18 protein-coding genes are annotated in these 18699 nt (G+C 30.7%); 5 read left to right on the top strand and 13 right to left on the bottom strand.

Translation table 11 applies throughout. The features are described from left to right. On the bottom strand, window positions 1-1241 hold a 1241-nt coding region (locus L8X24_RS07275), incomplete at its 3' end, for a PDC sensor domain-containing protein (protein ID WP_263664249.1). Between the two features lie 95 nt (window positions 1242-1336). Then, on the bottom strand, window positions 1337-1789 hold the full coding sequence (locus L8X24_RS07270) for a low molecular weight protein-tyrosine-phosphatase (RefSeq protein WP_263664248.1): 453 nt from the start codon (window positions 1787-1789) through the stop codon (window positions 1337-1339). Window positions 1790-1995: 206 nt separating this feature from the next. Here L8X24_RS07270 and thiD point away from each other — a divergent pair, with 206 nt between their 5' ends. The 4 genes from thiD to L8X24_RS07250 are packed head-to-tail and all read left to right on the top strand — an operon-like array spanning window position 1996 to window position 4839. Continuing rightward, window positions 1996-2805 carry a bifunctional hydroxymethylpyrimidine kinase/phosphomethylpyrimidine kinase gene (gene thiD / locus L8X24_RS07265; RefSeq protein WP_263664251.1) on the top strand — a complete coding sequence of 270 codons (810 nt, stop codon included), beginning with the start codon at window positions 1996-1998 and terminating at the stop codon, window positions 2803-2805. 3 nt (window positions 2806-2808) lie between these two features. Then, entirely contained in the window at window positions 2809-3588 is a 780-nt protein-coding gene (gene thiM, locus L8X24_RS07260; RefSeq protein ID WP_263664247.1) for a hydroxyethylthiazole kinase, read from the top strand. Then, window positions 3575-4201 (top strand): thiamine phosphate synthase, encoded by a 627-nt coding sequence (gene thiE, locus L8X24_RS07255; protein WP_263664246.1) that lies wholly within the window; start codon window positions 3575-3577, stop codon window positions 4199-4201. Before thiM ends, thiE begins: the two co-directional genes overlap by 14 nt. Further along, window positions 4198-4839, top strand: coding sequence for a uroporphyrinogen-III synthase (locus L8X24_RS07250; RefSeq protein WP_263664250.1), 642 nt, complete (start codon window positions 4198-4200; stop codon window positions 4837-4839). The genes thiE and L8X24_RS07250 overlap by 4 nt, the downstream gene beginning before the upstream one ends. Here the strand turns inward: L8X24_RS07250 and L8X24_RS07245 are convergent. Then, window positions 4820-6148, bottom strand: a complete 1329-nt coding sequence (locus tag L8X24_RS07245; RefSeq protein WP_318529567.1) for an MATE family efflux transporter — start codon at window positions 6146-6148, stop codon at window positions 4820-4822. The two genes, L8X24_RS07250 and L8X24_RS07245, sit on opposite strands and share 20 nt — an antisense overlap. A gap of 269 nt (window positions 6149-6417) precedes the next feature. Here L8X24_RS07245 and L8X24_RS07240 point away from each other — a divergent pair, with 269 nt between their 5' ends. Next, window positions 6418-7038, top strand: coding sequence for a hypothetical protein (locus L8X24_RS07240; RefSeq protein WP_263664244.1), 621 nt, complete (start codon window positions 6418-6420; stop codon window positions 7036-7038). A 29-nt stretch (window positions 7039-7067) separates the two neighbouring features. On the opposite strand, the gene lepA is transcribed toward L8X24_RS07240, so the two are convergent. The 10 genes from lepA to L8X24_RS07190 are packed head-to-tail and all read right to left on the bottom strand — an operon-like array spanning window position 7068 to window position 18632. Beyond that, window positions 7068-8858: a translation elongation factor 4 gene (lepA, locus tag L8X24_RS07235; protein WP_214098856.1), complete on the bottom strand. Its 1791-nt coding sequence runs from the start codon at window positions 8856-8858 to the stop codon at window positions 7068-7070. Between the two features lie 9 nt (window positions 8859-8867). Further along, on the bottom strand, window positions 8868-9293 hold the full coding sequence (locus L8X24_RS07230; RefSeq protein WP_263664243.1) for a hypothetical protein: 426 nt from the start codon (window positions 9291-9293) through the stop codon (window positions 8868-8870). An 11-nt stretch (window positions 9294-9304) separates the two neighbouring features. Further along, on the bottom strand, window positions 9305-12535 hold the full coding sequence (gene ccsB / locus L8X24_RS07225) for a c-type cytochrome biogenesis protein CcsB (protein WP_263664242.1): 3231 nt from the start codon (window positions 12533-12535) through the stop codon (window positions 9305-9307). A gap of 3 nt (window positions 12536-12538) precedes the next feature. Beyond that, entirely contained in the window at window positions 12539-13234 is a 696-nt protein-coding gene (locus L8X24_RS07220; RefSeq protein WP_039618807.1) for a high-affinity branched-chain amino acid transporter, ATP-binding protein, read from the bottom strand. Next, a complete protein-coding gene (locus tag L8X24_RS07215) occupies window positions 13221-13991 on the bottom strand; it encodes an ABC transporter ATP-binding protein (protein WP_263664241.1) in 771 nt (256 codons plus the stop codon). Before L8X24_RS07215 ends, L8X24_RS07220 begins: the two co-directional genes overlap by 14 nt. Continuing rightward, a complete protein-coding gene (locus L8X24_RS07210; protein ID WP_263664240.1) occupies window positions 13988-15019 on the bottom strand; it encodes a branched-chain amino acid ABC transporter permease in 1032 nt (343 codons plus the stop codon). Before L8X24_RS07210 ends, L8X24_RS07215 begins: the two co-directional genes overlap by 4 nt. A gap of 1 nt (window position 15020) precedes the next feature. After that, window positions 15021-15917 carry a branched-chain amino acid ABC transporter permease gene (locus L8X24_RS07205; protein ID WP_039628648.1) on the bottom strand — a complete coding sequence of 299 codons (897 nt, stop codon included), beginning with the start codon at window positions 15915-15917 and terminating at the stop codon, window positions 15021-15023. 20 nt (window positions 15918-15937) lie between these two features. Beyond that, window positions 15938-17053 carry an ABC transporter substrate-binding protein gene (locus L8X24_RS07200; RefSeq protein ID WP_263664239.1) on the bottom strand — a complete coding sequence of 372 codons (1116 nt, stop codon included), beginning with the start codon at window positions 17051-17053 and terminating at the stop codon, window positions 15938-15940. 10 nt (window positions 17054-17063) lie between these two features. Then, window positions 17064-18176, bottom strand: coding sequence for an ABC transporter substrate-binding protein (locus L8X24_RS07195; protein WP_263664238.1), 1113 nt, complete (start codon window positions 18174-18176; stop codon window positions 17064-17066). 18 nt (window positions 18177-18194) lie between these two features. After that, a complete protein-coding gene (locus L8X24_RS07190) occupies window positions 18195-18632 on the bottom strand; it encodes a c-type cytochrome (protein ID WP_263664237.1) in 438 nt (145 codons plus the stop codon). Window positions 18633-18699: the final 67 nt, after the last annotated feature.

Raw genomic sequence — 18699 nt, 5'->3', positions numbered from 1 at the left:
GCAAGCATTTCATTAAGATAATTTTTAAGTTCAAGCAATTGAGGGTGTGCTGGCATAGCAGTGATTCTTGCTGCTAAATTACCACCTTCAACCTCTCTAACGGTTTCTACTGATTGTTCTACTGCTTTAGCATCTTGTTCTAATGCATTTTTAGTTTTAGTGATGTTTTCATTAATAGCTTTTGCTATTACTCCAAATTCATCGTTACTTTTAACATCTATCATAGCTGAGTCTTTAGTTTTATGATTGATGAAGTCAAAGAAAGAACTAAGACCATTTTGTATAGCTTGTAAAGGTGATAGATAATAAGAGATGATGAAGTAAAGTAAAACAATACTTGCAATACTTGTAAAAATAACAATAATAGTTTGAATGTAAGCTATTTTTAGTGCAGGTGTTTCTATTACTTCTACATCTTCACCAGCACAAGTTGTATAACCATCAATTTTTACACAAATACCAAATCTATCGCCACCATTTTGAGTGGTATAATTAAAAATATTATAATCTCCAGCATTTTCATAAGCTTTAGCTACTGTAACTATATCTGGATTTTGCTCTCCACCAACCAATGATTTATCAGTTGATGCAAATACAGTATAAGCATGATCAAATACAAAAGTTCTTCCTGGTAATTCGTTAAATTTTTCTTGTAAGTCTTTAACCAAAACATCAATTGCTAATACCCCTATAAATTTACCATCTTTAATTAAAGGCATAGCATAGGTAAAACATGGCAATCCTGTTGTTGCATCAATATAAGCTGCTGTGATATATAAGCCATTTTTCTTTCTAGCTTCTATATAAAATTCTCTTGTGGTAGCATCATAATTGTCAGCTTTTCCATAAATTCCATAGTCTAAGCCTTTACTATCACTATCTGGATCGCTTACTATTAATTCTCCATTTGATTGAGCTATATAGACAGCCAAATAGCTGTTTATATCTCTAACGGTTTTAAGTAAATCGCCTGTGTTTTCCATAAGCTTTTCTTGGGTATTAAGTTCGTTATATGGAAGTCTTAAAATAGCTTGAGAAAGTTGCTCTAAAGAATGAGTATGGAGACTTTTAAAATCTCTCATTGATTTTTCTGCAACTTTTACATAGTTAGTTTCAGCCTTAACCACCTCATGATTTAAAGCTTTTTTTGTAAAAATAAAGCTAATAATTCCAAGTACTATCAAACAGATGATAGCTATAACATTAGCAATTAATGAAATTTTTAATTTAATACTTTTCATTAAATAACCTCCTTTTTTTATTTGCAATGTTGAAATTTGGTTTTATTATAACATTAAAATCAAAAATGTACAAATATTATCTAAATGATAAATTTTTATATTAATGTTTTTAAGAGTTTAGAGCATGCCTGTGAGAGTATAATATAAGTCTCATTAAAATCTCCGCTATACCAAGGATCAGGAACTTCATCATATCCTAATTCTAAAGCATAAGAAGTGATTTTGTGAATTTTGTGTTTAAAATTTGGAAAATTTTTAACTACATCATTATAATTAGAATTATCCATAACGATAATAAGATCATTTTCTTCACACATTTTTAAGCTTAGCTTTTGACTGCAAAATGGCTTGGAGTTGATATTTTTACTATTTAACATGGCTTTGGTTTTATAGTGCATATCCTCTCCATCATGATAACCTGAAGTGCCTGCGCTAGAAACAATAAATTTATCATTTAAATTTGCTTTTATTAAAAGATCTTTCATAATAAATTCAGCCATAGGGGAACGACAAATATTCCCTAAGCAAACAAAAATAATTTTAGTCATTTTTTCCTCAAAAATTGTGTAGTTTTTTCAAAATTATAGCAGTATTTCAAAATATTTTTTAAGATTAATTAAAACTAAGATATAATTTTTCATTAATGGGGAGCTTTTGCTGAGAGGAAGTTAGACTTCGACCCTTGAGAAGTTTGGTAATGCGAACTTTGAATTCTTGCAAAAACTTTCCTTTTTTATAAAAAAGGATAAAAATGATACAAGCAAAAACAAAAACTAAAATTCCTATCTTAACTATAGCAGGAAGTGATTGTAGCGGTGGGGCTGGCATACAAGCTGATTTAAAAACTTTCAGCGCTCATGATTTATTTGGTATGAGTGTAGTTTTAAGCGTTGTGGCTGAAAATACTGCAAGGGTGATTTCTTGTTTTGATATACCCACCAAGATAATAGATGAGCAAATACTAGCAGTTTATGAAGATATAGAGCCAGCTGCTGTGAAAATTGGGATGCTAGGTTCAAAAGAAATTATAACTTGTGTAAAAGAAAATTTATTACGCTTTAAAGCCAAAAATGTAGTGATTGATCCTGTGATGTTTGCAAAAAATGGCTATGCTTTAATGCCTTTGGAAAATTATCAGTTTTTTAAAGATGAAATTTTATCTTTAGCTGATGTACTTACGCCAAATATACCTGAGGCTGAATTTTTATGTGATTTTAAAATACTTAATGAAGAGGATATGAAAAAAGCTGCTATAAAGCTTTTCAAAGAAGGTGCAAAAAGTGTTTTGATTAAAGGTGGGCATAGTAAAGATAATACTAATGATGTTTTTTATGACGGAAAGAAATTTAGTATTTTTAAAGCAGAAAAAATCAACACAAAAAACACACATGGTACAGGTTGTACATTAAGTTCAGCTATAGCTAGTAATCTTGCCTTAGGTAAAGAAAAGCATGAAGCTATAAAGCTTGCTAAAGATTATGTATATGGGGCTATATTAAATTCCTTAGCACTTGGAAAAGGTTGTGGTCCAACAAATCATTTTTATCAATTTGATAAGGAATAAAAAATGATTAAAATAGTAAGAGAAAAAAATCCTTTGATTCATCATATTACTAATTATGTTACAGCTAATGATTGTGCGAATGTAACTATAGCAATGGGAGCAAGTGCTGCTATGGCTGATTTTTATGAAGAACAAACTGATTTTGCTAAAATAAGCTCAGCCTTGGTATTAAATACAGGCACTATTAATCAGCTTGTAGCAAATTCTATGCTAAAAGCAACCAAAGAATATGCTTTATTAAATAAACCTATAGTTTTTGATCCTGTTGCTTTGGGTGTAAGTAAGGCAAGAGACGGGATTAATTTTGAATTGCTTAATCTAAAAGGTATTAGTATTGTTAAAGCAAATGCGTCTGAAATGGCTAGTGTTATAGGTTTAGATGGTAAAGCAAGAGGGGTTGATAGTACTTTTGTAATTAATGATGAGTTTTTAGAAAAAGCTAGAGAATACTCATATAAAACTAAGCGTGTTTTAGCTATAACTGGAAAAATTGATTATATTATAAATCAAGAGCGCATTGCAAAAGTTTATAATGGCTCTATCATGGCTACTAAAATAACTGGAGCAGGTTGCATGTGTGCTTCTTTGTGTGGGGTTTTTGCAGGAGCATTAGAAGATAAATTTCAGGCTAGTTTATATGCTTTATTGAGTTTTGGCATAGCTAGTGAAATCGCTCAAGATCTTTCTAGTGGAAGTGGTAGTTTTAGAGTGAGTTTAATCGATGCTTTAAGCAATTTAAATGATGAAGAAATTAAAAAAAGAGCTAAATATGAAATCATTTAAAATTTATCTTGTTGCAAGCAAGGGTGAGAAAAGTGAAAGTGAGTTTTTAAATATTTTAGAAGCTTCTTTGAAAGCCAAGATTGATATTTTACAACTTAGGGAAAAAAATCTTAGCACTTTAGAATTTTATAATCTTGCTTTAAAAGTTAAAGCTTTGTGTGAAAAATATAATACGCCTTTTGTGATAAATGATAGAATCGATATAGCCATGGCTGTGAATGCAAATGGAGTGCATATAGGACAAAAGGATATGCCTTTAAAAAAAGCAAGAGAACTTTTAGGTGAAGATAAAATCATAGGACTTACGATCAATCATAAAAGCGAGCTTGCTAATACTCAAAGCGCTACTTATCTTGGAGTAGGGGCTGTTTTTGCTACGCCTAGTAAGCAAGATTGTGTTGTACTTGGTATAGATGGATTAAAAGAAATTACTAGTTTAAGTTCTTTACCTATTGTAGCTATAGGTGGGATAGATGAAACTAATTTAAATTTGTTTAAAGACTGTAATATACAAGGTATAGCTGTGGTTAGAGCAATAATGCAAGCAAGTGATCCTTATATGGCAACTTTAAATTTAAGATCAAGTTTTGATAAAACTTTTATAGGAAAATAATGATTTATTTTATAGGGGATAAAGAATTTGATGGCGTTAAGACTATAAGATTAAATGAAATCAAATTTCTTGATTTTGAAGTGAATTTAAAAGAATTTGATTGCTTGATCATTAGCTCTAAGAATGCATTAAAAGCATTAATGTCAAGTAAAAGTAAAATTAATTTTGATATTAAATTTTATGCTGTGGGGCAAAAAAGTGCTGATTTTGCAAAAGAACTTGGTTTTAAAAATGTCAAATATCCCAGTAAAGCTTATGGTAAAAATTTAGCTAGCGAGTTTTTATCTGAGTTTAAAAATAAAAAATGTCTTTATTTAAGAGCTAAGAAAATTAGCTCAGGCCTTGATGAGATTTTATTAAATGAAAATATCTCTTTAAAACAATTAATTGTTTATGAAAATGTAGCCATAGAGCCTAAAAAAGATGAGTTAAAAATACAACATCCTAGTGTTTTTATCTTTAGCGCTCCTTCAAGCATAGAGCAATTTTTGAAATTTTTTGCATTAAAAAACGAAGATAAAGTTGTAGTTATAGGTCAAAGTACAGCTTTAAAACTTCGTAATTTTAAAAATTTATATATATGTGAAAAGCAAGATCTAAACTCTTGTTTGAAATTAGCTAAGAGTTTAGATTTTTAAAAGTATTATATAGTAAAATTGAAGCAATAAAAATCATACAAATATCGCCCACTAAAGTAGCTAACCAAACTCCATTAATCCCTAAAAATTGCGTTAGTGTAGATAAAGATAAAAATGGAAAAATAAGACTTTGGGAAATAGAAATTCCTAAAGAAAGCAAAGGTTTATCAAGTGCTGTGAAAAATGAAGTGCAAAGTTTTCCAAACCAGGAAAATAAAAACGAAAAAGAAAAAAATATTAAGGCATTTTGTGCTATATGGATAAAATCTTGGTTGTTATCTTTGTTGAAAACATTTACTATAAGGTTATTGAAAAAATAAACAAATAAAAACACTATTGTGCTTATACCCCAAGAAGCAAAAAACATTCTTTTAAAAATAGCTTGAATTCTTGCAATATTTTTGTGCCCATAATTATAACTTAACGCAGGTTGCATAGCATCACACATAGCCAAAACTAGCATGAAAACAAAAGTACTAAGATATAAAATCACTGAAAATGCTGCAACAGCTGTACTTCCAGAAAGTTCAAGCAAGAAAGCATTAGCTAAGATGGTATAAAAAGAGCTAGAAATATTAGAAAAAAATTCAGATGAGCCATTATAAAGTATATTTTTTAGTATTTGTAGCTTGATTATTGGCTTTTTAAATTTTAAAACTAAATCTTTAAAAACAAAAGGTAATATCCCCAAAACGCTTCCTAAAAACATACCTATGCAAGTTGCTAAAGCTGCTGAAAAAAGTCCCCAATCAAAAACCACTATAAAAAGCCAATCAAGAAAAATATTGCTCAAAGCAGTAACAACATTAACTACCATACTATAAAAAGTTTTTCCGCATATTCTAAGATAATTATCCATAGCAAAAGCTAACATTGTAAAGGGAGCAAAAACAGCAAAAATTTGCATATATTCAGTAGATAAGCTTTGAATATTCTCATCAGCTCCCATAAAAGCACTTAATGCTTTTGCTAAAAAAAATCCTAAAATTCCCATTAAGCAAGAAATTGCAAAAATAAGAACTATGCAAAAAGAAAAAATAGCCCTTGCTTTTTCAATTTTTCCTTTACCTAGATTAATTGCTATTTGCACCGATGAACCTATGGCTATCATGTCAGCTAAAGCAAAGCTTATCATGATAAAAGGCATCATTAAATTCATAGCAGCAAGCGCGTCTGAACCTAGATATTTTCCAACAAAAATTCCATCAATAATCACATAAAGATAAATAAAAGCCATACTAGCCATATTTGGCAGGGCGCATTTTATAAATAGTTTGGTAGGATTTAATGTAGTGTAAAAATTATGTATTGACATAGGTTTTCCTTATTAAAAATTATTTTATTTAGATTATGCAGATAAAATAAATTTAATAAAGAGATTCTATGCCTTCTATGATATCTTTAAAATACGGATCAACAATGATTATAAAAAAATCTCTAAAAAGCATTTATATCACCTAAATTTTAAAAATACAATAAATAAAAGAAATTATATTATAGTAGTGGTTATAAATTTCTTAATATAAAATTTAATAATTTTTATCCGATTTTTATAAACCCACAAAAAAAGGAGCAAGGATGCAAATAAATTCGTATTCACGTGTGGCAGTGGAGTCACAGATTAGCAATAGGAAGGCTGATTCGAATACTAAGCTTGAAGATGCCAATACTAAAAGCGCTAATAGCACAAAAGATATTGATGAGGATAAGCTTAGTAAGCTTGCTAGTATAGGCGGAAAAGGCATAACAGAACTTTATGCTATGAGTTTTATGCAACAAGCATTTAGCATGAGTTCATCTAATGGTCTATCTCAAGCTGGGATTTTTCAAGGAGCTCAGTCTAAGGATTCTTTAACGGCTATTTTATCAAATGTAGATTTTAAAGCTATAGGATATGAAGGTAAAGATATACTTAGTTTAAATGCTGATGAGGCAAAAGAGCTTATTGGGGAAGATGGGTATTTTGGTGTAGCAAAAACATCTCAAAGATTGGCTGATTTTGTTATTAATGGAGCTGGTGATGATATGGAAAAACTTCAAAAAGGTTTAGAAGGTCTAAAAGCAGGATTTGCACAAGCGGAAAAAATGTGGGGTGGCAAACTTCCTGATATCAGCTATGAAACAATTGATAAAGCTATTGAAAAAGTAACTCAAAAAATCAATGAATTGGGTGGAAATTCTTTAGATATCAATGCATAAATTTATATCCCTAGTTTTAAACTAGGGATTTAGTCTATTTTTAAAACGCTTAAAAATGCTTCTTGAGGTAAATGTACTTTGCCAATAGCTTTCATTCTTTTTTTACCTTCTTTTTGTTTTTCAAGAAGCTTTCTTTTTCTAGTAATATCCCCGCCATAGCATTTTGCAGTTACATTTTTACCCATAGATTTTACATTTTCTCTTGCGATGATTTTATTTCCAATGCTTGCTTGAATGGCAACTTCAAAAAGCTGCCTTGGGACGATTTCTTTCATCGCTTTTACTAGCTCCCTACCTTTGCTTAATGCCTTTTCATTTGGCACTATGATGCTTAGTGCATCGACATTTTCACCGGCTACTTTAATATCAAGCTTTACAAGATCACCCACTCTAAATTCAATAGGCTCATAATCAAAACTAGCATAACCTTTAGTGAGTGATTTGAGTTTATCGTAAAAGTCCATAACGATTTCATTTAAAGGTATATCATACTCAAGTAAAACACGCTCAGGAGTGATATAATCCATCTTAACTTGCATACCACGTTTGCGATTTAAAAGAGTGATTAAATTTCCTAAATATTCGCTTGGGGTTATGATAGTTGCTTTTACATAAGGTTCTTTTATGTGATCGATTTTATTTACTGGAGGCAACTCACTTGGGTTTTGAATTTTTAAAACTTCTCCATCGGTTTGATAAATTTCATAAGTAACAGTTGGAGCAGTAGCAATCAAATCAAGGTTAAACTCACGCTCAAGTCTTTCTTTAATAACCTCCATATGTAAAAGACCTAAAAAACCAACTCTAAAACCAAACCCTAAAGCTAGCGATGTCTCAGGTTCATAGGTAATAGAACTATCATTGAGTTTTAATTTATCTAAAGCATCTCTTAAATCTTCAAATTTATCCGTTTCTATAGGGTATAATCCTGCAAAAACAAAAGCTTTGGCTTTTTCAAAACCACCAATGGCTTCTTTTGCCTTATTTTTGGTTAGTGTTATGGTATCGCCCACTTGAACATCAGCAACATTTTTAAGTCCAAGCACGATAACACCTACTTCACCTGATTCTAATTTTTTGGTTTTTATAGGACTTAATGGATGAGGGTAAAAAAGATCTTGCACAAGATGTTTTTTATCTGTACTCATAACTAAAACTTCATCATTTTTAGCTATATTTCCCTCATAAATTCTAACCAAAGCCAAAGCTCCAAGATAATTATCAAACCAAGAATCATAAATTAAAGCTTTAGTAGGTGCTTCATCATCGGTTTTTGGCGCAGGAATTTTTGTGATGATGGTTTCTATGAGTTCTTTTATACCTACACCTGTTTTTGCGCTAACACAAATTGCATTTGAACAATCAATGCCTATAATATGTTCTATTTCGTGCTTAACTTTTTCTATATCAGCTGAAGGAAGATCTATTTTATTTATCACTGGTATGATTTCAAGATCGTTTTCTAAGGCTATATAAACATTGGCTATAGTTTGAGCTTCTACTCCTTGTGAAGCATCAACAACAAGCAAAGCTCCCTCGCAACTTGCCAAAGAGCGACTTACTTCATAGGAAAAATCAACATGACCTGGAGTATCTATTAAATTTAATACATATTCTTCGTTATTAAGTTTATAATTTAAACGCACAGATTGAGCTTTTATAGTTATACCACGCTCTTTTTCTATATCCATAGTATCCATTACTTGGGCACTCATTTGTCTATCGCTAATTGCACCACACTCGCTGATAATTCTATCGGCTAATGTACTTTTTCCATGATCAATATGAGCTATAATAGAGAAATTTCTAATATTTTTCATCAAAAAACCTTAAGATTGTCTCATTTTTCTTTTTGCTAAACCTATTTGCTCATAAGCATCTATTTCGTTTTTTAAAGTTTTATATCTTTTTTTTAATTCATTATTTAAAAACGAAATATTCTTAGGAGTGGCATTGGCATTTGCTGAAATAGCACTAATAAAATCAAGTTTTCTTTTAGTGGCGCTATCTTTTGGATTAGATCCTAATTTTTGTGAATTTAAAAACTGCAAAATCAAAGCTTGAATTTCTTGAGAATTTTTTGCATCATTAGCTTTAGATATAAAATCTTCAATGTTAATTATTTTTGGAGTTTTAGTGATATTTGATTTATTGGTGTTTTTATCTTTGTGTGTAAAAAATAAAACTAAAAGAATTCCAAGTATAATAACAATAACTAAAGCAATAATCAAAAATACAAAAAGAGAATTATTCATTTAAAACTTTCCTATAATTTTTTTGCATAAGATTTTTTGAAATAACTTGCTATGCTTAATGCCACCATAAATAAAAAGCCCCAATACACATAATCAGGAATTTTTACTGAATCTCCTGCTGCGTAAGAGTGCATACCAGTTAAAAAGTAATTTACTCCAAAATAAGTCATAATAATCACCCAGTATGCAAACATAGAACAAACTGCAAAAGTGTATTGATTTGCCCATTTTGGCACCATTCTAATATGTAAAATAGCTGCATAGACTAAAATGCTAATTAAAGCCCAAGTTTCCTTGGAATCCCAACTCCAATATCTTCCCCAGCTTTCATTTGCCCATATAGCACCTAAGAAATTTCCAACTGTAAGTAAGCAAAGTCCTAAGATCATAGCCATTTCGTTGATTCTTGTTGCTTCTGTAATATTTCTTAAAATATTTTCATTATGCTTACCATTGATTTTTAGCATGCATAGTAAAACAAGTACAAATATGCCTAATAATGCACATAGTCCTAAAAATCCATAGCTAGCAGTAATAACTGAAACATGTATAGTTAGCCAGTATGATTGCAACACAGGAACTAAGTTGGTAATTTGTGGATCCATTTGGCTAAGATGAGCTACACCTAAAGTAACCCCTGCTAAAATAGAAGTTAAAGAAAGTGCAATAGGGCTTTTTCTGGAAAAGAAAATTCCAGATAATGATAAAGCCCAAGCTATATAAACCATACTCTCATAAGCATTGCTCCATGGTGCGCGACCTGCTATATACCAACGCAAAGCCAAACCTAAAGTATGGATGAAAAATGCCACGATATTAAATACATAAACACATTTAAAAATAAAATCAATGCGTATTTTTGGCAGTAGCATCTTAATAAAAACTATAATTAAAAGCAAAAATCCAGCACAAAGATAAAGAGGGGTAAGATTTACAAAAATTTGACTTTTATTGAAAAAGATTTCTGTGCTAATTTTTTTAGCACTAGGCATAACTTCATGGCCGTATTTTTCTTGGTAATTTTTGATAACATTTAAGTTTTTAGTTGCTTCATCCCAGTTATTATGTACAATGGAATTACTAACTGCATTAAAATAGTTTTCTAAAATACTTTTAACTTCTGCACCTTCTTCACCTTTTAATCCTATATAAGCTTCACGTGGTGCCACCCATTGATTATTTGTGCTATTTTGTAAAGGAATAAATCTAAAAATATCACCTGAGAAAATTAAATTTACAATATTAACCCTTTCATCAAGCTTGATGATTTCTTTATCAAAAACACTTCTGCGGTTTGGATTTTTTCTATTAGCATTTTCTACATATTTTTGTAGTTTATATGAATCTGTAGTGAAAAAATCTTTAAAACTAGTATAGGCTCTAGGCTCAATTTCTAAAATTTTAGAAATTTCTTCATTAACCAAACGACTGCTTGGCATAAAAATAATATCTTTATCATACCATGCACTACCATCAAAAATCATCGATATAATTGTTGCTTCAGCGCTTTGTCCTTGGAAGGTCGTTGTTTTATGTATTTTTTCTAAAACTTCCATGGCTAAAGTATTAAAAGGAACCATTCTACCATCAGGCTTTTGCACTATCAAAGAAGCAAGTTCTTTAGCGTGTGCTTCATCTACCTTGATAGGCTCATTTGCGTAAGTATTTTGGCCTGCAAATAAAACTAATATAAAAGCCAATATCGCGCTTGTTCTTTTCAAGGTGTCTTGATTGATTAATTTAGCTAAAGTCCTAAATCTTGAATGAGGATTTAAAATATTTAAAAACATTCCTAATGTGAGTAAAAAATATCCAATATATGTAGGAATTTTACCCGGATCTTTATTCACTGAAAGTATGGTACCAAGCTCATCTTGATCATAAGAACTTTGGTAAAATCTATAGCCTTGATAATCTAAAACATTATTCATGAAAATTTTATATTCTAGTTTCTTATCAGCATTGTCAATTTCTACATAACTTGCATAAGACATAGGCGACATCGAGCCAGGATAACGTTCTAATTCAAAGTCTTTTAGGTACATTTCAAATGGCATTTCTATTCCTTTAGGACCCCATCTTAAAAAGAAAGGTTGACCTGCTACATCAATACGGATAGGCGAGTTGTATTCTACTAGGAAAACTTCTTTGGATTCTCCTTTGTAACTTAGTTTTAATTTTAAAGCATTAATAGCATTATCTGAAAGTTGAGTTGGCATATATTTAGTGCTTTGAGCAAAATCTTTGAAATTATTTAATAAAGAATTATTCCAGTATTTTGCCTCGCCAAATAAAGAAATCAAAGCATTGCGTCCTAGCTCTATCCAACTATTTTTAAACCAAGTAAAAAAGCTTTCATCTTGAGCTTGATTGATACCTTCTAAAGTTTTTTTGCCATGCAAGGAAGCAAATTTAACCACTAAATTAATATCATTAAAAGAATATAATCTTAAATCTTTAGCTTGTGCTTTTTGATTTGCTTTTAAAATATTTTCTTTGCCATCACTCATTGACATGTATTTTAAATCAAAATCAGCACTAAGTTTTAAATCTTTATCGATTTTTATATAAGGACTTGGAACAGAGTCATTTAAAAATGCTATATTAACGCCGTTGATATTTTCAATATCTCCTGCTTGAAAAAGCAATTCTTTAGATTCGTTATTTTGTGAAAGCATTAAAGATAAAAGTGGAGCAGAATTATTATCATCAATATAAACTTCTTTTGCATCTAAGATTAAATTTTCATATGCAATTTGAGCTTTTTCATCAGGCAAGATTAAATCAAATGAAAAATCATTTACAAAAGGCAGGGTTGCAATATATTCAGATTTTGAAGCACTATATACTTTATCATCTTTTAAGGTTGCTATGTAAATATAACTTTTTGAAGTTTCAATAATATTGTTTTTTTCATTTTCTCTAATGTGTAAATTTCCCTCAAATCCCATATATCTAGTCATCGCTGAGCCTAGTAATATAAATAAAAATGAGATATGAAAGATTAAAAGTGGTATTTTTTTCTTATTAAACATTTTGTATTTAAAAAGAGCTGCTAAAAGATTAATCCCTAGTATGAGTTGTATAAAGCCAAACCAAGAAGAGCCATAGATCATCGCCCAAGCTGTTGGTGTATTATAAGCACTTTCTATGAAAGTAGCTAGGGCACAAAATAGGGCAAAAATTAAAAACAAAAAAATAGAAATTTTTATATCCCCAAAAGCTAAAAGTTGTTTTTTCATGAATTAAGCTCCAAGGTATTTTTTTCTAATCTCATCATTGCCGATAAGATCTTTTGCAGGTGCATGCATAGCAATTTTGCCATTTTCCAAAACATAAGCATAATCGCTGATTTTTAAAGCTGAAAATGCATTTTGCTCTACTAATAAAATGGTGATTCCTTCTTCTTTTAATTTGACTATAATATCAAAAACTTCTCCAACTATTTTTGGAGCAAGACCTAATGAAGGCTCATCAAGCATTAAAAGTTTTGGCTCACTCATGAGTGCTCTTGAGATAGCTAACATTTGAGCTTCTCCGCCACTTAGAGTTCCTGCAAGGGCATTTTTTTTATCTTTTAATCTTGGGAAAAGTCTATACATTTGATTTTTTAAATGCTCATAATTTTCTGCATTATTAAAAGCACCAATTTTTAAATTTTCCTCTATAGTAAGATTGATAAAAACTCTTCTTCCCTCAGGTACTAAAGCAATGCCTTTTTGAACTAGAGTGTGCGGTAAATGTCTTTGAGTGTCATAACCTAGAAAAGTTACCTCGCCAGTTTTTTTAACACAATTTAGCATAGCATTAAGTGTTGAGGTTTTTCCTGCGCCATTTGAGCCTATTAAGCTAACTATACTTCCTGTTTTTATAGTAAAATCAATACCTTTAACAGCTTCAATCAAACCATAATAAACATGTAAATCTTTAACTACTAGCATTAAAATCTCCCAAATATGCACTAATTACTTCAGGGTTTTGCACCGCATCGTTTGGTTTTCCCTCAAAAATGGTCTTACCATAATCAAGCACCATAACTCTATCACAAAGCTTATTTACAAATTTCATATCATGCTCTATAAGTAAAACACTAATTTTTTTATTATCTCTTATGTCAAAAATTAACTCAGCCAAATCATCACTTTCTGTAGAATTCATACCTGCTGCAGGTTCATCTAGCAATAAAAGTTTAGGGTTTGTTGCTAAAGCTCTTGCTATTTCAACTTTTCTTTGCTGGCCATAGCTTAAACTAGTAGCTTTTTCATCAGCCAAATGAGCAATATTGAGTTGTTCTAAAATTTCATAAGCTGCTTTTTTTGCATTTTTTTCTGCTTTGGAAAATCTTCCAAGATGTAAAAAGGCTTCGAAAATATTATATTTAATACTCTTATCAAAACCAATCAATACATTTTCTAAAACACTCATGCTTGAAAAAAGTCTTATGTTTTGAAAAGTTCTTGCTATACCTAGATGAACTATTTTGTGTGGTTTTAAATGATCAATTTTTTTTCCTAGAAAAAAGACTTCCCCGCTACTTGGCTTATAATTTCCTGTAATAATATTAAATAACGTAGTTTTTCCTGCGCCATTTGGGCCTATAAGTCCAAAAATTTCACTTTCTTTAATAGCAAATGAGGTATTAGCTATAGCGCTAACTCCACCAAAATTTTTATGAATTTCTTTAAGTTCTAAAATCATTTTTTATTCCTTTTAGAAAACTTAAACAAAACATCTGTTAATTCTTTATCTCCCATTATTCCTCTTCTTGCAAAAAGCATTACCAAGATCAATACAATGGAAAATACAACCATTCTAAGACCAGGCATAGCAGGGGTTTCATAACCAAAAATATTCATACTTTCATCTAAAAATCTTAAATACTCACTTCCACCTATTACTAAAATAGCCCCAATGATAGCACCAGTAGTTGAACCTAAACCACCCAAAACAATGATGATTAAAAGTTGGAAGGTAAATAAAAAGTCAAATTGCTCAGGTGAAACTGAAGCTAGTGCACAAGCTAGCAAACCTCCCCCAACACCTTCTAAAAACGCTGAAGTGCTAAAGGCTAAGGTTTTAATATTAAAGGTGTTTATACCCATTGCTAGTGCTGCATCTTCATCATCTCTTATAGCTTTCATAGCTCTACCAAATTTTGAACTAACAATGTTTAAGATGATAACAACTGAAAATATGGCAATCCCACCACTCCAGTATAAAGTAGTGTGTTTAGGAATGTCGTTTAAGCCTAAAGAGCCATTTGTAACAGAAGCAAAGTTAATCGCCATAAGTTTAATGATAATACCAAAACCTAGTGTTACAATAGCTAAATAATCCCCTCTAACTCTAAATACTGCAAAAGCCAAAACTAAAGATAAAAGCATAGCGCAAAGTCCAGCAGCAAGTAAAGCCACAATAAAACTTGGCGAATGAATCATCAAAATAAAGCTACTTGGATCTTCTAAAGAAAACTGATCGATTTTGCTTTCACTTGTAAGTAATACTAAAGCTGCAACATAAGCTCCTATAGCTACAAAGCCATTTGGTTCTAGTGAAAATTGTCCTGTAACCCCGTTGATAAGATTATAGCTTACTGCTAAGATAACAAAAATAGCAATATTGCTTAAAATTCCTATTTTATAATCATTGAAAAAATAAGGAGATATAAAAAGAAAAGCAAGTGCTATGATAAAAAAACTTAAATGTGTAATTTTTCTTGCAACCATCTTAAAACCTACTTTTTTCAAAATTTATGCCCAAAATTCCAGTTGGTTTAAAAAGCAAAATCAATACTAAAAAGATAAATGCAAAAGCATCTTTAAAACCAGAAAGATCGGGGAAAATAGCAACTACAACAACTTCTGTAAATCCTATAATCAAACCACCTAATACTGCTCCAGCAACCGAACCAATACCACCTAAAACAGCAGCGCCAAATGCCTTAAGTCCTATAAGAGTTCCCATGCTAGGTTCAACAGAAGGATAGCTAACAGCCCAAAAAATACCACCAATAGCGGCTAAAGCTGAGCCTAGTGCAAATACAATAGCGATAATACGATTTGCGTCAATCCCCATTAAATTTACAGTATGAATATCAAAAGCTAAAGCTCTAATAGCAATGCCATATTTGCTTTTATAAAGTATGAATAAAACCACTAATAGTATAAAAAATGTCAAAATAGGTACTAAAATACTATTAATGCTAATGCTGATATTATTAAAATTAATCACTGTTTCAAGATAACTTGGTACAGGAAAATATTTTGGGGTTGAGCCAAATAAGACATTAAATACATTTTGTATTAAAAAGCTTATACCTATGGCTGTAATAAGTAGAGAAATTCTAGGTGCTTTTCTTAAAGGTTTATAAGCTACTCTATCAATAGCTATACCTAAAGCTGCTGCAAATAACATAGCCAAAGAAAGAGCTCCTAAAAAAGGCACATTCATACTTGTGACACAAAATAAAGCTGAGTATGCACCTACCATCATGATATCACCATGTGCAAAATTAATCAATCTTAAAACACCATAGACCATTGTATAGCCTATAGCAATAAGTGCATACATGCTACCTAAGCTAAAACCATTTATAATTTGCTGTAAAATTAAAGAACTATCCATTGAACCTCTTAAAATTTTATTTACGGAAGAATCGTATCTTTATAAATTTGTTTTTGATTTTCTATTGATTTTATAACAATTGAACGCGTAGCATTGCCTGTTTTATCAATGTTAATTACTCCGCTAACACCTTCAAATTTTGAAGTAGCGTGGATATTGTTATTGATACATTCACTGTTAAAATCATTAATACATTTTTGCATAGCTTCAAAAATCACAAAATATGCATCTGCACCCATAGCTGTGAAATTTGGAACTTCTTTGCTTTGTTTTTCTTTTTCATAAGCTAGTATGAAGTCTTTTGAAAGTTGTGTTGGTGGGTTGTTATAATCAAAACTATCGGTAAATAAATATCCCTCTGCAGCATCTTGAGCTAAATTAACAAAGGTTTCATCAGCCACCCCATCTGCTGAACCCATAGGGATATTTATACCCATTGCTTTTGCTTGACGTGCAAATAAAGAAGCTTCGGTATAATATACTGGAAGATAAATAAAATCAGGTTTTAAATTTTTAATTTGTGAAAGAATAGCTTTAAAGTCTTTATCGCCTGCTGTGATTCTAAATTTATCTAAAATTTTTCCACCTTGCTTGCTAAATTCTTTTTCAAAGGCTCTAGTTAAACCCAAAGAATAATCCGCACTTTGATCGCTAATTATCACAGCTTTAGTATAGTTAAGTTTATTTTTTACATAATTAGCTAAAGATGAGCCTTGAAAGCTATCCATAAAACAAACCCTACTAGCATATAATTTTTTATTTAAAATTTTATCAGCAGTAGCTGCAGGAGCAACCACTGGGATCTTTTTTTCTTCGCCAATTCTTATCACTTGCAAAGTATTAGCTGTTAACATTTCACCAATTAGCGCATAAGCTTTGTTTTGCGAAACTAATCTTGTGCTAGCATTGGCACTTTCTATTTTATCACCTTTTGTATCAACTACTACTAAATTTACTTTATCTCCATTGCTTAGAGTGTTTTTCATGGAATTTGCAATTTTCACTCCATCTAAAGCACTTTGTCCATATGCTGCCGTAGAACCTGTTAGAGGTAAAACTACGCCAATGTTGATTTCTTTTGCTTGTATAATATTGCAAGCTATGACAGATAATATAGCTATACTAATTTTTTTCATAGTTTACCTTTCAAGGATTGATAATAGTTTTATATACTTGTTTTTGATCTTGTATTTCTTTTATAACTACAGAACGACTCGCATTACCACTAGCATCTATGCTTATAACCCCACCCACACCTTCAAAATTACTGGTTGAGTGAATTTTTTCATTAATGCATTGTGCATTAAGATTGCTAGCGCATTCATTCATTGCATTTACCATTACATAATAAGCATCAGCTCCCATAGCAGAAAATGCTGGAAGCTCTTTGGTGCCATGATCTTTTTCATAAGCATTGATGAAATTTTTAGACAAAGCTGTTGGAGGATTGTTATAATCAAAACTATCAGTAAATACTACTCCATTGACAGCATCACCACCAAGCTCTATAAATGTTTTATTATTTACCCCATCTCCTGCGCTTAAAAGTTTGTTAAATCCAACCGCTTTTGCTTGTCTTGCTATTAAGGCAGCTTCTGGGTGATAAATTGGCATATAAACAAAGTCTGGATTGATACTTTTAAGTTGTGAAACAATAGCTTTAAAGTCCTTATCACCCGAAGAAATGGTTAATTTTTTAAGTACTTTTCCACCATTTTGCTTAAATTCTTTTTCAAAAGCTCTTGCTAGACCCAATGAATATACATTGCTTTGATCGACTATAACAACCACGCTTTTTAAATTTAAATCTTTATAGGCATAATTAGCAAATTTATCTCCTTGAAAGCTATCCATAAAACAAACTCTACTAGCATAGCTTTTTTTATCTAAAAGCTTATCACCTGAGGCAACTGGAGCTATAGCAGGAACTTTTCTTTCTTCGGCTATGGATAAAACTTGCATAGTATTTGGTGTAACAGCTTCGCCTATAAGACCTAAAACTTTATCTTGAGAGATAAGTCTAGTAGTAGCATTTGCTGCCTCTATTTTATCACCTTTAGTATCAATGGCTATAATTTTAATACTATCTCCATTTTTTAAATTCGGGTTTAAAGTATTGGCTAGTTTAATACCCTCATATACATCATTACCATAGGCTGCTAAAGTGCCAGTAAGCGGTAAAACAACCCCTATTTTTACCTCTGCAGCATAAATTGAACTAGCACAAAGTAAGCCAACTAATAGTAGATTTTTTTTCATGAAAACTCCTTTTTTTTGTTATTTTAAAAATGTATTGTGTTTAGTTTTTGGTGCTGGCTCTTCTTCTAAAAGATCTTTTTGATTAAGCTCTATAGAAAAATTTTGTCCTTTTAAATAAGCTATGATGTGGTTCATGTCACTATCACTTATTTTTTTAGCATACAAACTCATTTGGATATTATCGCTTGATTGATTTTTAAAATATCCATTAGCATAATCTTTCAAAGCACCTTTGATTTCTTCTGGATTTAAGTCTTTAAGAGCTCTTTTACCATAAGAATTTTTTTCTCCGTTCTCTCCATGGCAAGTATTACATTTATTTTTAAAATATATTTCTTTAGCTTTTTCTAAGTCATAGCTAATGTTATCATTAAAAGTATAAGTAAATAAAGATTTTACATTAAAAGCTAATAATGAATTGACAAATAAAATACTTACAATAAACAAGCGTAACATAAATATGCCTTTAAATATAAATAAAGCTCGATTATATCTAAAAAAAATAAACAATTTTACTCCACTT

It is taken from the genome of Campylobacter sp. CNRCH_2015_0814, from assembly GCF_025772765.1.
In the GTDB taxonomy this organism is placed as follows: domain Bacteria; phylum Campylobacterota; class Campylobacteria; order Campylobacterales; family Campylobacteraceae; genus Campylobacter_D.
Note: the sequence above shows the minus strand (reverse complement) of the source record. Positions and strands in the feature narration are given on the sequence as shown.

Excerpts from the sequence above, each read along its gene's own strand:
- L8X24_RS07270 (WP_263664248.1), bottom strand. The coding sequence starts at position 1,789 with ATGACTAAAATTATTTTTGTTTGCTTAGGGAATATTTGTCGTTCCCCT.
- thiM (WP_263664247.1), top strand. The coding sequence starts at position 2,809 with ATGATTAAAATAGTAAGAGAAAAAAATCCTTTGATTCATCATATTACT.
- thiE (WP_263664246.1), top strand. The coding sequence starts at position 3,575 with ATGAAATCATTTAAAATTTATCTTGTTGCAAGCAAGGGTGAGAAAAGT.
- L8X24_RS07240 (WP_263664244.1), top strand. The coding sequence starts at position 6,418 with ATGCAAATAAATTCGTATTCACGTGTGGCAGTGGAGTCACAGATTAGC.
- lepA (WP_214098856.1), bottom strand. The coding sequence starts at position 8,858 with ATGAAAAATATTAGAAATTTCTCTATTATAGCTCATATTGATCATGGA.
- L8X24_RS07230 (WP_263664243.1), bottom strand. The coding sequence starts at position 9,293 with ATGAATAATTCTCTTTTTGTATTTTTGATTATTGCTTTAGTTATTGTT.
- ccsB (WP_263664242.1), bottom strand. The coding sequence starts at position 12,535 with ATGAAAAAACAACTTTTAGCTTTTGGGGATATAAAAATTTCTATTTTT.
- L8X24_RS07220 (WP_039618807.1), bottom strand. The coding sequence starts at position 13,234 with ATGCTAGTAGTTAAAGATTTACATGTTTATTATGGTTTGATTGAAGCT.
- L8X24_RS07215 (WP_263664241.1), bottom strand. The coding sequence starts at position 13,991 with ATGATTTTAGAACTTAAAGAAATTCATAAAAATTTTGGTGGAGTTAGC.
- L8X24_RS07210 (WP_263664240.1), bottom strand. The coding sequence starts at position 15,019 with ATGGTTGCAAGAAAAATTACACATTTAAGTTTTTTTATCATAGCACTT.
- L8X24_RS07205 (WP_039628648.1), bottom strand. The coding sequence starts at position 15,917 with ATGGATAGTTCTTTAATTTTACAGCAAATTATAAATGGTTTTAGCTTA.
- L8X24_RS07200 (WP_263664239.1), bottom strand. The coding sequence starts at position 17,053 with ATGAAAAAAATTAGTATAGCTATATTATCTGTCATAGCTTGCAATATT.
- L8X24_RS07195 (WP_263664238.1), bottom strand. The coding sequence starts at position 18,176 with ATGAAAAAAAATCTACTATTAGTTGGCTTACTTTGTGCTAGTTCAATT.
- L8X24_RS07190 (WP_263664237.1), bottom strand. The coding sequence starts at position 18,632 with ATGTTACGCTTGTTTATTGTAAGTATTTTATTTGTCAATTCATTATTA.